The sequence below is a fragment of the Methylobacter sp. BBA5.1 genome (assembly GCF_000746145.1).
GTDB classification, from domain to species: domain Bacteria; phylum Pseudomonadota; class Gammaproteobacteria; order Methylococcales; family Methylomonadaceae; genus Methylobacter; species Methylobacter marinus.
Map to the genome: position 1 here is coordinate 147,577 of NZ_JQKS01000002.1, position 16,150 is coordinate 163,726.

Here is a 16,150-nt window from a genome sequence, read left to right on the forward strand (position 1 = left end):
TCTCTGCCATATCCGGCCGGGGCTCGTTCGGGGTTTTTCACGAGACACAACACAACAGCGACGAGGTCGATATGGGTAAAAACGCCAAAACAGTTGAACGGATTAACTGGCACAGCCTGCCGGCTCAACAGGTTATCGAGCGGCTGGAAACCGCTCAGGACGGCCTGTCCGATCATGACGCGCAAATGCGCCTGCTGAAGTTCGGCGCCAATCGCCTGCCGCAGCCGAAAACGCGCGGCCCTCTCAGGCGCTTTCTGGCCCAGTTTCATAACCTGTTGATTTATGTGCTGATCGCGGCCGGCGTCGTCACGGCGCTGCTGGATCACTGGGTCGATACCTACGTCATCGCCGCCGTGGTGGTGCTCAATGCCATCATCGGCTTCGTGCAGGAAGGCAAGGCCGAAAAGGCGCTGGATGCGATCCGGCACATGCTGGCGCCGCGCGCGACGGTCATCCGCAACGGCCATCGCAGCGGCATTCCGGCCGAGGATCTGGTGCCGGGCGATATCGTGATGATCGAACCGGGCGACAAAGTCCCGGCCGACCTGCGCCTGATCACGGCCAAGGGCCTGCAGATACAGGAGGCCGTGCTGACCGGCGAATCGGTCGCGGTGGAAAAATCGGTGAATCCGGTTCAGGAAGAGGCCGATCTCGGCGACCGCTTTTCCATGGCCTATTCGGGCACCCTGGTCGCGGCCGGGCACGGCAAGGCCGTCGTGGTCGGAACCGGCGCCGATACCGAGATCGGCCGCATCAGCGGCATGCTGTCGGGCATCGAGGAACTGACCACGCCGCTGCTGAAACAGATGGCGGTGTTTTCGCGCTGGCTGACCCTGGCGATCCTGCTGATCGCGGGCGGCGTCTTCGCGTTCGGCCTGCAGGTCCAGGGCGAGGACCCGTCCGCGATGTTCATGACCGTGGTCGGTCTGGCGGTCGCGGCCATTCCCGAAGGCCTGCCCGCCATCCTGACCGTCACGCTGGCCATCGGCGTGCAGCGCATGGCCTCGCGCAACGCCATCATCCGCCGCCTGCCCGCGGTCGAAACGCTGGGCGCCGTCTCGATTATCTGTTCGGACAAGACCGGCACGCTGACCCGAAACGAGATGACGTTGCGCTCGGTCGTGACCTCGACCGAACGGTACGAGACCAGCGGCGTAGGCTACGACCCGTCCGGCGAATTTCTGTCGGGCGGCGACCGCGTTGCGTCGGCGCAGCGTCCGATTCTCGCCAGGATCCTGCAAACGGGCGCCTTGTGCAACGACTCGGCATTGCGCCGGAAAAACGGCCTGTGGGTGGCCGACGGCGATCCGATGGAAAGCGCGCTGCTGGCGGCCGCGATCAAAGGCGATATCGATCCGGTCGAAGCACAGCGTCATTATCCGCGCACCGACGTGATTCCGTTCGACGCCCAGCACCGGTTCATGGCGACCCTGAATCATGACCATGAAGGTCACGGCTTTATCAGCGTCAAAGGCGCGCCCGAACGCCTGATCGAACTGTGCCAATTGCAGCGCGAAAACGACGCGGACGTGCCAGTCAATCCTAACTACTGGACCGCCTCGATCGAGGAGATCGCCTCGCAGGGACAGCGCGTGCTGGGTATCGCCTACAAACCGGTCGACCCGGACAAGATCGAGCTGAATTTCTCGGATCTCGACGACGGCCTGATCCTGCTGGGCCTGGTCGGCCTGATCGACCCGCCTCGCGAGGAAGCGATCGAAGCCGTCAAGGCTTGCCGGGCCGCCGGCATCCGCGTCAAGATGATCACGGGCGACCATGCGGCCACGGCCCGCGCGATTGCCGCGCAGCTGCATCTGGCCAACGCCGAGGACGTCATGACCGGCCATGAACTGACCCAGATAGACGACACGGCCTTGATCGACGTGGCCGCACGCGTCGACGTGTTCGCGCGCACGTCGCCGGAGCACAAGCTGCGCCTGGTGACGGCACTGCAGGCCGGCGGCAGCGTCGTGGCCATGACCGGCGACGGCGTTAACGACGCGCCGGCGCTGAAGCGGGCCGACGTCGGCATCGCCATGGGCCGGACCGGCACCGAGGCCGCCAAGGAAGCCTCGGAAATGGTGCTGGCCGACGACAATTTCGCCTCGATCGCGCAGGCCGTGCGCGAAGGCCGGAACGTCTACGACAACCTGAAAAAAGCCATTCTGTTCCTGCTGCCGGTCAACGGCGGCGAATCGCTCAGCATCATCGCGACGGTGCTGGCCGGCCTGACGCTGCCGATCACGCCGCTGCAGATCCTCTGGGTGAACATGGTCAGTTCCGTGGCGCTGGCCATGGCGCTGGCGTTCGAGCCGGCTGAGCCCAACGTCATGCGCCGCCCGCCCCGGCGCCGGAATGAAGCCATGCTGTCGGTATTCCTGGTCTGGCGCATCATGTTCGTGTCCGTGCTTTTCCTGATCGGCATCTACGGCATGTTCCTGTGGACCCAGCAGCACGGCTCGACGCTGGAGGAAGCGCGCACCTATGCCGTCAACACGCTGGTCATGCTGGAAGTGTTCTACCTGCTGAACGTGCGCTATCTGAGCGGGTCGTCGCTGTCGTTCAGGCGGCTGTTCAGCTCCCGGGCGATATGGATCGCGATTCTGGCGGTCATCACGCTCCAGGCCATCTTCACCTACGCGCCGTTCATGGAGCGGTTTTTCGACACGCGGCCGGTCGATTTCGTGCATGGGCTGGAGATATTCGGCGTCAGCCTGGCGTTGTTTTTGATTCTGGAATTGGAAAAATGGGTCAGGCGGTTGTTTGGTTAAACAGGGCGGATATGTAGGGGCGAACCTGTGTGTTCGCCCTGCCCAACGGTTCACCCTTGGCCAACGGTTCGTCGATAACCCATCGTGCACCCGAAACAGGGCGGACACGCAGGTCCGCCCCTACGATGCATCCGCCCGGTACAGGCGATCCGATTCCCATTGCGCCGGATTGTTGTGAATATATTCACGGATAAGGTTCAATTCCTCTTCATTGCGGATGACGCGTTCCCAATAATTGCGTTGCCATAATTTGCCGGCAAACGGCGTCCATCCGTTGTGTTTGACCCCGCGAATATAGGCATTGGTCGTCATGGTCTTGAACCATTGCACCACGGCCGGTAGGGGCGAACCTGTGTGTTCGCCCCTGCCCAACGGTTCACCCTCGGCCAATGGTTCTCCGGTAACCCGTCGTGCACCGGAAACAGGGCGGACACGCAGGTCCGCCCCTACAATACGTTCACCATCGGCCAACGGTTCACCCGTGTTGACGACGACAAAATGCAGATGATTCGGCATGCAGACCCATGCATCGCATTGCATGTCCGGATATTTGTTCTGCAATTCCAGATACCAGTGTTCCATCATCCGTCCTGCCTCATTCAATCCCATTTCCCCGTCCGCGATCGCCCCGAACAGGCATTCCCGGTTCTGCGTACACAGGGTGACGAAATAAGCCCCCGCCCGGGAATAATCGTACCCCTGCACGCGGATGGAACGGCGATGATGGATGGCGGCATCAAATGCCATTTTTAATCCGGCTGACGCCCCACCGCCGACATTGCCTTATCTGGCGGCACGAGCTGCTCGCCGCCCGCCAGGCCCGAGACGATCCTGATGCGTCCGTCGGGCAGCGGCCTGCCGGTGCGCACAAAGCGGCGCTCGATCTGACCGTTGTGCAGCACCCAGACGACATCGAGCTGGCCGACCCTGTGCACGTAGCTCCGCGGGATCGCCAACACCTGCTCCTCGCCCTGCGGAATCCGCAAGCGGATGAACATACCCGGATACAGGCCGGGCCGATTCTCGATGCGCATCTTGACCAGGAACGTGCGCGCATCGGGATTGGCGGCCGGCACGATCTCCTCGATGGTCGCGGGCACGGTCAGCTTCAGCGCCTCGACATCGGCTTCCAGCGACTGGCCTGCCTGCAGGCCCACCGCGACCGATTCGCGGATATAAGCCTCGATGCGCAGCGCGGCGGGATCGTACAGGGTCAGCAGCTTCCGGCCCGGATAGGCGATCTCGCCCGGTTCGGCATGACGGTCGATGACGCGGGCCGGGAATGTAGCGCGGATGCGGCCGTAGTCCTGCGTAGAGCTGGCTTCGGTCAGTTGCGACCGGGCCGCGGCTTTCTGCGCTTTCAGGCTTTCGTACTCGCTCCGGGCCGCGTCGAGGTCGGCGCGCGTGGCGCTTTCCTTGGCGTATAAGTATTGCGTCCGCCGGTAATGCGCCTCGGCGCCGGCCAGGCGGGCGTTCAGGGCGTTGATGTTGGCCCGCGCCTGGGCCGTGCGCGCGGCGATGGTCTCGTCATCGAGCGTGACCAGCAGATCGCCGGGCTTGACCGTATCGCCGGCCTTGACATGGATGGCCTTGATGCGGGCCTGGATCTGGGCGCTGATGTCGCCGGCCTGCGTCGCTTCCAGCGTGCCGGTGGCTTTCTCGTAAGCCGGCAGCGTCACGCGCTCGACGGTCAGCGTCGGGCCCTGGTAGGCCGAACGCTCCGGCAGGGTTTGCGGCTCGATCTTGCTGTGGAAGGCGCCGGCCATCCACAGAATCATCAGCAGAAGGATCAGCAGGGTCACGGCGGACAGCGCCAGCGTTTTCAGATTGGATGTGGTCATGAGGTGGACAGCTCGCTTTTCGAGTAGATCAGGTAATAAACGGCCGGTATCACGAACAGCGTGAACACCGTCGAAGCCAGGATGCCGAAAATGATCGCGATGGCCAGACCGCTGAACACCGGATCGAGCACGATCACGATGTTGCCGAGCAGCGTCGTGCCGGCCGTGAGCATGACCGGGCGCATGCGGATCGTGCCGGCCTGGCGCAGCGCGTCCTTCAGCGCCAGCCCTTCTTTTCTGGCCTGCGTGATGAATTCAATCAGGATCAGCGAGTTCCGGACCACGATGCCGGCCAGCGCGATCATGCCGATCATGGCTGTGGCCGTGAACAGCACCGGATCGGGGCTGCCGTTGATGACGCGCTCGCCGAACTGGTTGAGCAGCCAGAAGCCGGGCATGATGCCGATCACGGTCAGCGGGATAGCCGACATGATGATCAGCGACAGTGTCGTCGATTCGGTCTGCACGCGCAGCACGAAGAAGATGCCGACCAGCGCGAACGCGAACGCCAGGCCCATGTCGCGGAACACGTCGACGGTGATTTTCCATTCACCTTCGCCGCCCCATTCCAGCCTGATGTCGTCGGGCAGGTGCCAGGGCAGGCCGCCGCCCGAATTCAGGAACGTGCGGTTATCCCAGGCCGGCGCCGAATCGTCGCTGCTGTTCAGGTCGGCGCTGACGTCGGCGATCACCTCGGCCGGCGTGCGGCCTTCCAGTTCCGCCATGACATAAACGACCGGCTTCAGGTCCTTGTGGAAAATCGGCAGCTCGGTTTCGGATTCGACGAATTCACCTAATTCTGCCAGCGTCAGCGGCGGCGCGGCTGGATTCATGTCCGGCTTGACCGGCAGCGCGCCCAGATCGCGCTGGCTGCTGCGGGCGCGCTGCGGCAGCCGCAGCTTGATCGGCACGGGCCAGATTTCCCGTTCCAGGTTCAGAAAGCCCGGCACCTGGCCCTGATTGGCAAGGCCCAGGTTCAGCGCCAGGTTTTCGGTGGAGATGCCGGCCAGCGCGGCTTTTTCCTTGTCGGCCACAAAGCGCCAGCGCGGCTGCGGGTCTTCGGCGCTGGTATCGATATCGACCACGAAGGGCTCCAGCGCCAGCCGGGCCATGACGGCCTGGGCCGCCTCACGCTGCTTTTCGTACGGCGTCAGCGTGCCGCCGTAGATTTCCGCGACCAGCGTGCTGATGACCGGCGGCCCCGGCGGCACTTCGATCACCTTGACCGACACGCCCTCGGCGTTCAGCGGCGCCAGCAGGGCCCGAAGCCGCAGCAGCACGGCATGGGACTGGTGCTCGCGCACTTCCTTGGGTGCCAGGGTCAGGCGGATGTCGGCCAGGTGCGGGGCGATGCGGTAATCGTACTGCCGGACCAGGCCGTTGAAGTCGATCGGCGACGGCGTGCCGACGAAGGCCGCGATGGCGTTGACTTCAGGCAGGCGCGCCGCCAGCGTCGCGGCCGAGCGGGTGACGGCCGCGGTCTGCTCCAGCGTGCTGCCTTCGGGCATGTCGACCAGGATCTGCAGTTCGTTCTTGTTGTCGAACGGCAGCAGTTTCAGCGGCACCAGGCGCAGCACCGGCAGGATCGCGGTCAGCACGAACAGCACCAGCATCGCGATGATCAGCAGCCAGGCCGCCTTCCGGCTGGCGATGCAGGGCTCGATCATGCGCGCGTAGAAACTCTGGCCGGGCGCGGCCGCCGCGCTCTCGCCGGCCGGCTTCAGCGCCTTGCCCGACATCCAGGGCGTCACGATGAAGGCCGTGACCGTCGACAAGGTCACGGCCACGGGTACGTTGAACGCCATCGGCGCCATGTACGGGCCCATCATGCCGGTGATGAAGGCCAGCGGGATGAAGGCCAGGATGATGGTGACGGTCGACATCAGCAAGGCCGTGCGGATTTCGGCCATGGCGGCGATGATGCGCTCGTTCAGGCTGCCCTGGCCGGTGCGCATGAAGCGCTCGATGTTGTCGATGCCGGTGATCGGGTCGTCGACCAGCAGGCCCAGCGCCAGAATCAGCGCGAACAGCGTAACGCGGTTGATCGTGTAGCCGAAAAACATGTCCAGCGCCAGGGTGGCGCCGTAACAGACCGGGATCGCCAGCCCGACCACCAGCGCCGGCCGCCAGCCCAGAAAGATGCCGATGAACAGCACCACCGTGACGATCGCGAACCCTAGGCTGGTAGTCAGGTTGTTGACCTTGTCGTCGGCGGTCTGGCCGTAATCGCGCAGGACTTCGAGCTGCACTTCGGGCGGCAGCAGTTCCCGCTGCAGTTGGGCCAGGCGCGCGTGCACGTTCTCGGCCACCGAGACGGCATTCGAGCCGCGTTTTTTCGCGACCGCGATCGTGACCATCGGGTAGTCGCCCTTATATTTATCAGCCAGCGCGTGCCCTTCGGCGAAATTGAGCCAGGTGTAGTTTTCTGGCTCCTCGGGGCCGTCAGTGATGTCGGCCACATCGCGCAGATAGACCGGTATGCCGTCTACGACATTGACGACCAGCGCCCGCAATTGCTCGGCCGAGCGCACGAAGTCGCCGGCCTCCAGCCGGATCGCGCGGTTGTCGGCCGAGACGATGCCGGCGTTGTGCAACTGGTTGGCTTTCTGCACGGCCCGCGCGATGTCCAGGGCCGTGGTCCTGCGCGCGGCCATGCTCTGCGGATTGAGCAGCACGTTGACGCTGCGCTTGCGGCCGCCGACGACGGTGATCTGGTTGGTGTCGGCGATCTGCTGCAGGTGCTCGGTGATCTCGTCCGCGAACCGGCGCAGCTCGAAATCGCTGTACAGCTCCGGCGCGCGGCTCCACAGCGCCGCCAGCACGATCGGCACGTCGTCGACCTCGGCCGGCTTGACCTGCCAGGCCGTGACGCCGGCCGGAATCTGGTCCTGGTTCGAGTACAGCTTGTTGTAGGTGTTGAGCAGCGCATCCTCGCGGTCTTCGCCGACGAAAAAGCGCAGTGTGACGATGGCCTGGCCGTTGGACGAGCGCGAATAGACGTGTTCAACGCCGGTGATCTGGGTCAGCAGTTTTTCCAGGCGCAGGGTGATCTGCTTCTCGATCTGCGGCGCCGGCAGGCCCGGCGCCGAGACGATGACGTTCGCCATCGGCACGACGATCTGCGGCTCTTCCTCGCGCGGCGTGAACAGCAGCGCGATAACGCCCAGAGCCAGGGCCAGGGTAAAAAACAGGACCGGCAGGCCGCCTCTCAGGGCATAGGCGACCAGGCGGTCGAGCGGGTGGTTTGATCGAGTTGGGCTAGAGTTTGTCAAATTAAAAATATAGTGTTGTTTTTTTATGATTTTTAATGGCGCCGCCCGTCTGACGTTGCAAGCGACGGTTCTTGTCCAGCTACAGTTTGTCCGGATTATAACGGCAGATGATTATTCAGCGCACGCTAATACCTTTATGGATGATAGTAACTGATATTGCGCAGTCAATCGGCATATTGATCAAATTGTGCGGCGGGATCGGGTATGTGGGGCGTACGGGGGCAATGGGCCGGCGGTTGTTTCGGCAATGCCGTAAGGGCGAATCGGTGTGTTCGCCCTTGCCCAACGGCTCACCATCGACCAATGGTTCTTCGATAATTCATCGTGCACCGGAAACAGGGCGGACACGCAGGTCCGCCCATACGGGGGAAATGGGGCGGCAGTTATTTCGGCGGTGCCGTCAATTTCAACACGGATAAACCGCCTTGCGAGGATAAAGGGTATATGCCGGGAAAGGCGCTGTCTTCAAAACAGGCTTCATCGGCAAAAACGATATTCAGGTGAGCCGTCGGGCGGTCGGGCAGCCGATACCAGGGCATCAGGTCTTCGGCTTGCGCATCTGCCGGACCTTTGGCGTTGAAATCCAGTTTTCCCTGCGCATCGCAATATTTCATCAGGGTATAGGCGTTAACGATAAAATTCAGCCGTTTCCAGCCTCTGAGCTTGGCATGCCAGCGCGACTGGCCTTGCCCCCGGTTTTCCAGCAAAGCCGCGTAATTGTCCTGGCTGAGCGCCGATTCGACTTCGTAGGCGAAAGTCAGCGCCTGGCTGAAACTCCATTCGGCGGGAATGCCGGCATGCACCAGGGTAAAGTTGAGTTTGGAATCATGATGAACCAGGGGCCGGCGGCGCAGCCACTTTAACAGTTCGTCCCGGTCCGGCGCCTTCAGGATGTCATCCAGCCTATCGTCGGCTGTCGGCCGTTCAAGCCCTTCCGCCAGGGCCAGCAAACGCAGTTCCTGATCGCCCAGCACCGTAACGGCTTTTTTGCCCAGGCTTTTGACAAACCTCAGTACGGCCAGCGACTCGGGCCCTTCATTCACCAGATTGCCGGCAAACCATACGTTGTCGTTGTCCGGGTCAAACTGAATTTTTTCCAGTAATTTCAGTAGCGATTGATAATCGCCTTTTACACTGCCGATGGCGTAAGTCGTCATGGTTTAAGCGTCTCCGTTATCCGTGCTGTTCTCTTATCCCTGGCGTATCAATTATGATGCCATGCCGGAGCGCATGGGCCGATAAAGCGTCAATAGAGGCAAAAATCAAGTTGCCTGTTGAATAAGTGATTGATAATTAAAGGCATATCAGGCGCGGGGCAGCGATCGGCCCGTGCCTGACTGAATAGGTATCACGCGCGTGACGGCGCGGCTTTGTAACAAAACCGCCGGCTTTGGGCTTTTTTGTTATCAATCCGACCAGCGGCGGGCCGGGTTATCACCCTGTCATTCCTTGAATTCGCGTTCCTTATAAGACGGATGCACTGTCCTGCTGTAAGTAGTTCCGTGCCTTTTGCAGTTCCGGCAAGTCTTTGTCGGCCTGCCGCCATTGCCGCAGTAACCTGGCATACTTGTCCCCGGCATCCTCGCGATCGCCTTGCCGGGCCGCGGCGCGGGCGGCTCCCAGCAATGAACGGGCCCGGCTTGTTTGCCGCAGCAGCGCGGTTCTGAACTGTTTTTCGGCCTCTGCCGGACGCTCGGCCTGCAAGAGGATTTCACCGAACAATTCGTGCGTGGGCTTGATCAGCGGTGGCGGCCCCGGCAAAGGCGGCACCGAATCCTCCATGGCGGTGGCTTTTTCCATGCTCTGAATGGCCTCGTCCAGTTCGCCTTTGGCCGCGCTCGCCACGGCCGCGATCTCCAGTCGCTGGATGGCCAAGACCTTGGGCAGAGGCAATCCGACGCCGGGCAGTTCTTCCGAAACGGCCGGCCGTTCCATGGCCTGCAGCGCGTCAATGCTGTCTTGGACGGGCGCGCTTTTCCGCGCCGCCGCCATGCCCTGCGTGAAGGTCCAGAGCGACTGAACATACCGGGCCAGTGCCTGATACGGACCGGGACTGTTCCCGACGGCCGAGATGAAATGCCCGGCGTTGCGCTGCAGCGGATCAATCAACTGTGTCGCCAGATCCCAGCGTTCGGTTTCAAAAATGAACGCCGCGGTCATGCCGGAGAGCACAAAGGTGGCATAGCCCTGGAAGTCTCTGTCGTCTTCAGGCCCCTCGGCCAGGCTTTTCCGCATCAGGCTAAGCAAGTGTTCCGCCGAGCGGTAGCGGCCCTGTTGCAGATAGACGTAAAACAGCCAATAAAGATTATGGTAGTCGCGCTCGCCAATGGGACTGTTTTTCTGCTGCTCCCATAACGCTTCCTGCGTCGAGGCGGCTTCCGGCCACATGCCCAGTTGCAGGAAAATGTGCGATGGCATGTGCAGCGCGTGCGGCGCCTCGGCCGCGATGTCGGCATAGCGCCGCGCGGCCGGCAGCGCCAGGATGGCGTGGTCGGGGTCATCAAAGGCATGGAGAATATAGTGCGTCGCGCCGGGATGATCGGGTTCCTTTCGGGTCACCTCCAGCGCGATGGCGCCCGCCCTGATCCGGGTCCTCAAGCTGCCGGGGTCGTCGGGCCGGACGCTTCCCAGCAGGGCCAGGGCATAAAAGGACGCGGCTTCCAGGTCTTCCGGATAGTCCCGATGGACTTTTTCCATGGCCGTTGCGTAGGCCTGATCGCGCGCGGCCTTGTCGCCTTCGCCATATAATCGTTTCACCGCCTGCAGGTAAGCCCGCTCCCTGGGACTCAGCTTCGGAACGTCCTTGATATCAACCAACACTTTCCGCGCGGCTTCCGTGTCCTGTTTTCCCCAGAGCGGCTGATTGAAAGCCAGCGCCTCACCCCAATGGCCCATCATGAAATCGGGTTCGATTTCCGTGGCTTTGCGGAATGCCTCGAGCGCCAGATCGTACGAGAAGGAATGCAACGCAGCGACGCCGCGCAAAAAATGGGCTTGCGCCTTTTCCGACCGGGCCGAGGTCGGGAAATGAATCTCGCCGAGCCGACGGGCCCCGGATCGTTCCTGACAGGCGTGGGCGCTGACGGCGAGCATCACGACCGCGAACACGATCAGCAACAGTAATGTGCGGTATAAGGAGCGGGTCAATGGCATAACGTCCCTCGCGATGAACAGCGCCGCGGACGGGCGGCCCAATGGCTGGCATGGCCGACGGGCCTTTCAAATCATCGCCTTACGTTCAGTGTCTACGAATGAAACCCGGCTGCTACCGGATAATGAAAAGCGGCGAGTCACTCTCCGCCGCTTTTCAGCCGTTCTCAAAAATGCTCATTGCATCAGGCCGATGATCAGGGTCTTTTTTCCTCTACATCGATTTGGGTTTTTCTTATCTTATCCTTGACGATTTCATCGTGCTCTTCTATGTCCTTGCCGAACTCCACTTCCTCGACGACGCGGGCTTCCTTGGTCACCAAAGGCACTTCCGCGTGCTCGGTCAGTTCTATTTCACTGTCCCTGAAGCTTTCCATATCGGCTTCGGTCGCGGGCCGGTTGACGGCGTGTCTTTCAACATGCACATGCTCCTCGCGCAGCCTGAGGTGTTCTTCCACGGGGCGTTCAATGATCCGGCTGCGAAGCCTGGCCCGGCCGGTTTCCACTTCCCGTTTCCCTACCTTTAACTGTTCCTCGATCACCGGAATGACGGTCTCTTCCCTGGCCGCTTCAGCCCCATGCCTTTCCTGACCGGCGATGCCGGCCTCGTATTCGGGACTGCCGGGCTGAAACGCAGCGGCTCCGGCCTGATATTCGGGCGTGCCGGGCTGGAACTCTGTGGTTTCGGCCTGATATCCGGGCGGTTCGACGCCATATTCGATGGCCCGCTCGTCCATATCCAGGGCGCCCGCTTCATCAAGAATTTCCGTGGCGCGTATTGCTTCATCCTGCGTGTCAACATGAACAGTGACGATGGCGCCGCTTTGGCGCGCGACTTCGGCATAGGATTTTCCCACGTTGGCGCCGAATAAAGAGCTGAAAAAATTACTGAACTTGTCCCCGCCTTGTACGGACTCCGGTAATGAAAGATCGATGTCGGCGCGTGAAAAACCATCAATGAGAAGCTGTTGTACGGCCTCTTGCGCTTCTGAAGGATCGTCGAATATACCTACGATTGTCTGGCTCATGATTGTTACCTATCAACGTTTATTGTTAAAAAAAGATTCTCAGCTTCCATTTTCTTCAGTGGCATGGTCAGAGCGGCCGGCGTTGGTTTGTTCAACGCTCACCTCCTCTTTCCTTAAATTCACTGTCTGGGTTTCCTGCCTTGGGCTCTGGCGTTTAATAACATGCAGTTCCTCAACCAGCATCAGGCGTTTTTCCACCACGGCCACTTCCTGGATGACCGGAATGATCATGGTGTCGCCTTCATATCGGATCGCGGGAGGCGGTGCATCGATGAATTGGTTGATAGCCACCCGTTCCACCTGTATATCCTCATGAACCAGCGGCACGTTTACCGTTTCCTCACGCTCTGTAACGCGTTTTGAAATGCGTACCGTGCCGGTTTTCACGCGTTTTTTATCAACGCGGAACTGTTCCTCGATAACAGGGATTACAGCCGCATGATTGACTTCCCGCCGATTCCCCGACTGGTGTTTTGCGTGTTGTACAGCGTCATCGTTTTGGTTCATGGCTATTAACCGCCTGAAAGGCCGCGGCTTGACAAGCAGTCACCGAAGCGGGCACCGCCGGCATCGGCTTGATCCTGGCCTGTTTTGGTTGAGTCACGCTGTTCTCCTCAATAGTTTGAATTAAACGATGAGCGGATTCCTTCCGGAAACCAACCCAGTTTTAAGCTATTTCCTCTTGGTAAAATTCAAGTTACAGAAAAAATCAGCAGACGTATGTACGCCACTACACAGACGCAAAGAATTATTGTCCGCCCAGCAGTGGCGCGGGTTGGGCTTGGTTGCAGGATAGGCAAGCGTTGCGTGCAGGGTTTGGCTAAAAATGGATTTATGAAATTAGCATCCCGCATAGGATGTGCCGGCCAAAAGCAGGCGCGCCAGGCGGCGCAGTGAAGCGCATCGCTCGCGAATGATACCCTAAAGGGCACAAGTGCGCCTCCTGGCGTCGGCACATCCTCTGTTTAAACATCGAAGCGTTAATGAGATGTCATGGTGGAAGGGATACGCCGGCGGCATTGACAGCCGCGCATGCCGTGTTCGTCAGCCCGGCCCATGCGCCTCGGCGCGCGCCTTCAGCGCCCGGTTCAGCTCTTCGAAGCCTCGCTTCGTATCCCGCTCAAGACTATTTCTAAATATCGGCACGAGCAGGCCGCTGAATTGCTCGCTTTGCCGGAACAGCACGTTCCCGGCGGCAAGGGGCTCGATCTCAAAGCGGTGCTCGCCATCAAACACGCCGGGCAACAGCAGGTGGCCCAGCCAGCGGAGCTCGCGGCCGGGCTCAGCCGCCAGCACCGAAGGCCGAAAAGTCATGCCTCTGGCGCCGCTGGGTTGAATACGCACTTCAAGCCGGGCGCCCGGTCGCGGAATGCCATGAACGTATTTGATAAAAGGATTCCACGCCGGATAGGACGCGAAATCGGTCAGAATGGCCCAGACCCGGTCGGGCGCCGCATCAATTTCAATTTCAGTTTGTAGCTGATGGCTGCTCATTGGTTTCCTTATATATTGTTAGCTGATATTACGAAGACAATTGACTCAGGCACCGGCGGGTAGGCGGGGCGTCCGTCACATGATCGCGTTCCCATGCGACGGGTTCAGGCCATGGCTGTTCATTGTCACCCGGAAGCGACAAAATGAACGCCCCATCCCAGCCAGCTTAAAGCCAGCAGCAACCAGGGCAGCCAGTGTTGCCGGTAAACAATCCGCTCCACGACTTCCTGATCCTCCGGCTCGGCGGTGGGCCGCGGCTGGCTTGCGACACGCTTGAGTTTCCGGTTCAACTCCCTGGCTTTTTCCCTTTGCTGCTTCTTATAAAGAGCAATGCCTTTTTCAATACCCTGGGCGATCAGCTTGGTTTGTTCCTTGGTTTGCGCGGGGCGCTGCGTTGCCTTGGCGATTTTAACCGCTTCCGCCTGGATTTCCGGCGACGGCTTCTGGTAAACATTTTTAGCCATGGGATAGGTTCCTGTTGAGTTCTTTAGGATTCGCATTTGGCCGATGACCGGCTCAGCGCAAGCGCACGGCCTGCCACTAACCGCGCCCCCCGCGTGAGTCTGTTGCTGTTGCCGATACGGACCCGTTTGTTCAAATCATGATTGTTCGATAAGCGGCAACATTAACCGCTAAAAATGCTGCCGCGTCAAATCGACTGGGACTTTAAAAACCGGTCATTTGCCTGTGCGGCGGGTTGCTCGGACGGTGCTCATCGGTTCTTACCGCGCCTTATGTCACTAAAATGCACCCAAAACCGCAATTTTTATTTATCATTCGCGCTGCAGAATCAATTAACTCTTTTTTACCATGAATTTATTACTCAAATACCTTTCCCTTTGCTGGTTCAGAAACGATCCAAGCGAGTTATATCCCTCCAAGTCGTTCATGTGGAAAGCCATAGGCTTCTACCTTGCCTCCGGCATTATTGTTGAAAGCCTGATTGCCGATCCCGCCGATGGCACGCTGGAAGTCTTGCTGAGAACCATTATGGCTTTTTCGTCCATCAGCGTGTTATTGCTGGCCATGAGAAAATGGCAGCATTTCGGCCAGTTGTTCACCGCTATTTTTATCTGTGAAAACTTCATCATGACGCTGGCCATTGGCACCGAAGCCTTGTATTTCTATATGGTGATGCAGCATTACGAATACCGGGAAGAGGTCTCGGGCATTTTGGCCACCTTGCTGGTCGGCTGGTATATCGCCATCGTCAGTTACATTCTCCGGCAATTTTTCTCGTACCGAACAAGCATCAGTGTTATCACTGCGTTCAGCTATTTTGTCCTGACTTACGGCATTCCGATGCTGTTCATGGATATCTAAAACCGCCATCCGTAAATATGGCCGTCATGACAGGGCGGATACGATTGGGGGGAATTTGTGTGTTTGTCCCTTGGCCAACGATTCACCTTCGGCCGATGGCTCTCCGGTAACCCGTCGTGCACCGGAAACAGGGCGGACACGCAGGTCCGCCCCTACGATACCCGGAATCGGGAAAACGGGGTCAATGGTTGTTCCGGTAACGCCGGGGCGGCATTTGCGTTCCATCGTTCTAAAACCAATGCGCCTGACGTATGCGCAGGGATACCTTGTCGCCTTTATCGAGCTGCAGGCGCTTGAAGTACTCGTTGGGCATTTCGGCGTAAAACCGGTCGTTCGAGCCGTTCTTGACCAGTTCGACGCGGATCAGCGCGCCCAGATGCTGCCAGTCTTTCAAGATGGCTTGCGCATCCTGCTCGCTCGATTTCTCGATATCGATGTCATGGGGACGCACGTGCGCGGTTTTGCCCGGCTGTAGCCCGAACGTGGCCAGCCAGGCGTCGTCCTGCTCCGGCGTGAACACATTGGTCTGGCCGATGAAGCGCGAGACGAAGGCGTTGGCCGGATGGTCGTAAATGTCGCTGGGCGAGCCCTGCTGCTCGATGCGGCCCTGGTTGAGCACGACCACGCGGCTGGCGACTTCCATGGCTTCTTCCTGGTCGTGGGTCACGAAAATGCTGGTAACGTTCAGCTCGTGATGGAGATTGCGCAGCCACTGGCGCAAATCCTTGCGCACGCTGGCGTCGAGCGCGCCGAACGGCTCGTCCAGCAGCAGCACCGACGGCTCCACGGCCAGGGCGCGCGCCAGGGCGATGCGCTGGCGCTGGCCGCCGGACAATTGATCCGGATAGCGATCGTGCAGCCAGTCCAGTTGCACCAACTCCAGCAGGCCATGGACTTTTTTGACGATCTCGTTTTCACCCGGCCGCTCGCGGCGCGGCTTGACCCGCAGGCCGAAGGCCACGTTGTCGAAGACCGTCATATGCCTAAACAGCGCGTAATGCTGAAACACGAAGCCGATGCCGCGATGGCTGACGTGTTGCTCGGTCTTGTCCTCACCGTTCAGCAATACGCGGCCCTGATCGGGCCGTTCGAGGCCCGCGATGATGCGCAGCAGCGTGGTCTTGCCGCAGCCCGAGGGCCCGAGCAGCGCGACCAACTCGCCTTCGGGAATTTCCAGGTTGATGTTGTTCAGCGCCGAAAACCGGCCGAATTTTTTGCTTATGTTGGAAAGCAGAATACTCATAAGTCGTCTCAAAAATTTATTGAAGCTG

Annotated in this window: 12 protein-coding genes; 2 read left to right on the forward strand and 10 right to left on the reverse strand. The window is 60.2% G+C overall.

All coding sequences use genetic code 11. The features are described 5' to 3' along the window. Window positions 1–71: 71 nt before the first annotated feature. Entirely contained in the window at window positions 72–2,771 is a 2,700-nt protein-coding gene (locus tag EK22_RS01735) for a cation-transporting P-type ATPase (RefSeq protein ID WP_036247435.1), read from the forward strand. A gap of 120 nt (window positions 2,772–2,891) precedes the next feature. Here the strand turns inward: EK22_RS01735 and EK22_RS01740 are convergent, their stop codons facing one another. The 9 genes from EK22_RS01740 to EK22_RS01780 all read right to left on the reverse strand — a co-directional run bounded on the left by EK22_RS01740 (window position 2,892) and on the right by EK22_RS01780 (window position 14,020). Beyond that, window positions 2,892–3,518 carry a transposase gene (locus tag EK22_RS01740; RefSeq protein ID WP_036247438.1) on the reverse strand — a complete coding sequence of 209 codons (627 nt, stop codon included), beginning with the start codon at window positions 3,516–3,518 and terminating at the stop codon, window positions 2,892–2,894. A 2-nt stretch (window positions 3,519–3,520) separates the two neighbouring features. Further along, window positions 3,521–4,612 (reverse strand): efflux RND transporter periplasmic adaptor subunit, encoded by a 1,092-nt coding sequence (locus tag EK22_RS01745; protein WP_036247440.1) that lies wholly within the window; start codon window positions 4,610–4,612, stop codon window positions 3,521–3,523. Then, a complete protein-coding gene (locus tag EK22_RS01750; protein WP_235209202.1) occupies window positions 4,609–7,884 on the reverse strand; it encodes an efflux RND transporter permease subunit in 3,276 nt (1,091 codons plus the stop codon). The genes EK22_RS01745 and EK22_RS01750 overlap by 4 nt, the downstream gene beginning before the upstream one ends. A gap of 383 nt (window positions 7,885–8,267) precedes the next feature. Next, complete coding sequence (locus EK22_RS01755; RefSeq protein ID WP_036247442.1) at window positions 8,268–9,041, reverse strand: symmetrical bis(5'-nucleosyl)-tetraphosphatase; 774 nt, start codon at window positions 9,039–9,041, stop codon at window positions 8,268–8,270. A gap of 307 nt (window positions 9,042–9,348) precedes the next feature. Beyond that, window positions 9,349–11,037, reverse strand: a complete 1,689-nt coding sequence (locus EK22_RS01760; RefSeq protein ID WP_152564985.1) for a tetratricopeptide repeat protein — start codon at window positions 11,035–11,037, stop codon at window positions 9,349–9,351. A 194-nt stretch (window positions 11,038–11,231) separates the two neighbouring features. Next, window positions 11,232–12,062, reverse strand: coding sequence for a YsnF/AvaK domain-containing protein (locus EK22_RS24840; RefSeq protein WP_036247443.1), 831 nt, complete (start codon window positions 12,060–12,062; stop codon window positions 11,232–11,234). Between the two features lie 39 nt (window positions 12,063–12,101). Continuing rightward, window positions 12,102–12,569, reverse strand: a complete 468-nt coding sequence (locus tag EK22_RS01770) for a YsnF/AvaK domain-containing protein (RefSeq protein ID WP_020158573.1) — start codon at window positions 12,567–12,569, stop codon at window positions 12,102–12,104. A gap of 537 nt (window positions 12,570–13,106) precedes the next feature. Beyond that, entirely contained in the window at window positions 13,107–13,556 is a 450-nt protein-coding gene (locus EK22_RS01775; protein WP_036247445.1) for an SRPBCC domain-containing protein, read from the reverse strand. A 125-nt stretch (window positions 13,557–13,681) separates the two neighbouring features. Beyond that, window positions 13,682–14,020 (reverse strand): DUF2956 domain-containing protein, encoded by a 339-nt coding sequence (locus EK22_RS01780; protein WP_036247448.1) that lies wholly within the window; start codon window positions 14,018–14,020, stop codon window positions 13,682–13,684. Between the two features lie 346 nt (window positions 14,021–14,366). Here EK22_RS01780 and EK22_RS01785 point away from each other — a divergent pair, with 346 nt between their 5' ends. Beyond that, a complete protein-coding gene (locus EK22_RS01785) occupies window positions 14,367–14,879 on the forward strand; it encodes a hypothetical protein (RefSeq protein WP_235209203.1) in 513 nt (170 codons plus the stop codon). 229 nt (window positions 14,880–15,108) lie between these two features. On the opposite strand, the gene EK22_RS01790 is transcribed toward EK22_RS01785, so the two are convergent. After that, on the reverse strand, window positions 15,109–16,122 hold the full coding sequence (locus EK22_RS01790) for a sulfate/molybdate ABC transporter ATP-binding protein (protein WP_036247454.1): 1,014 nt from the start codon (window positions 16,120–16,122) through the stop codon (window positions 15,109–15,111). Between the last annotated feature and the right edge of the window lie 28 nt (window positions 16,123–16,150).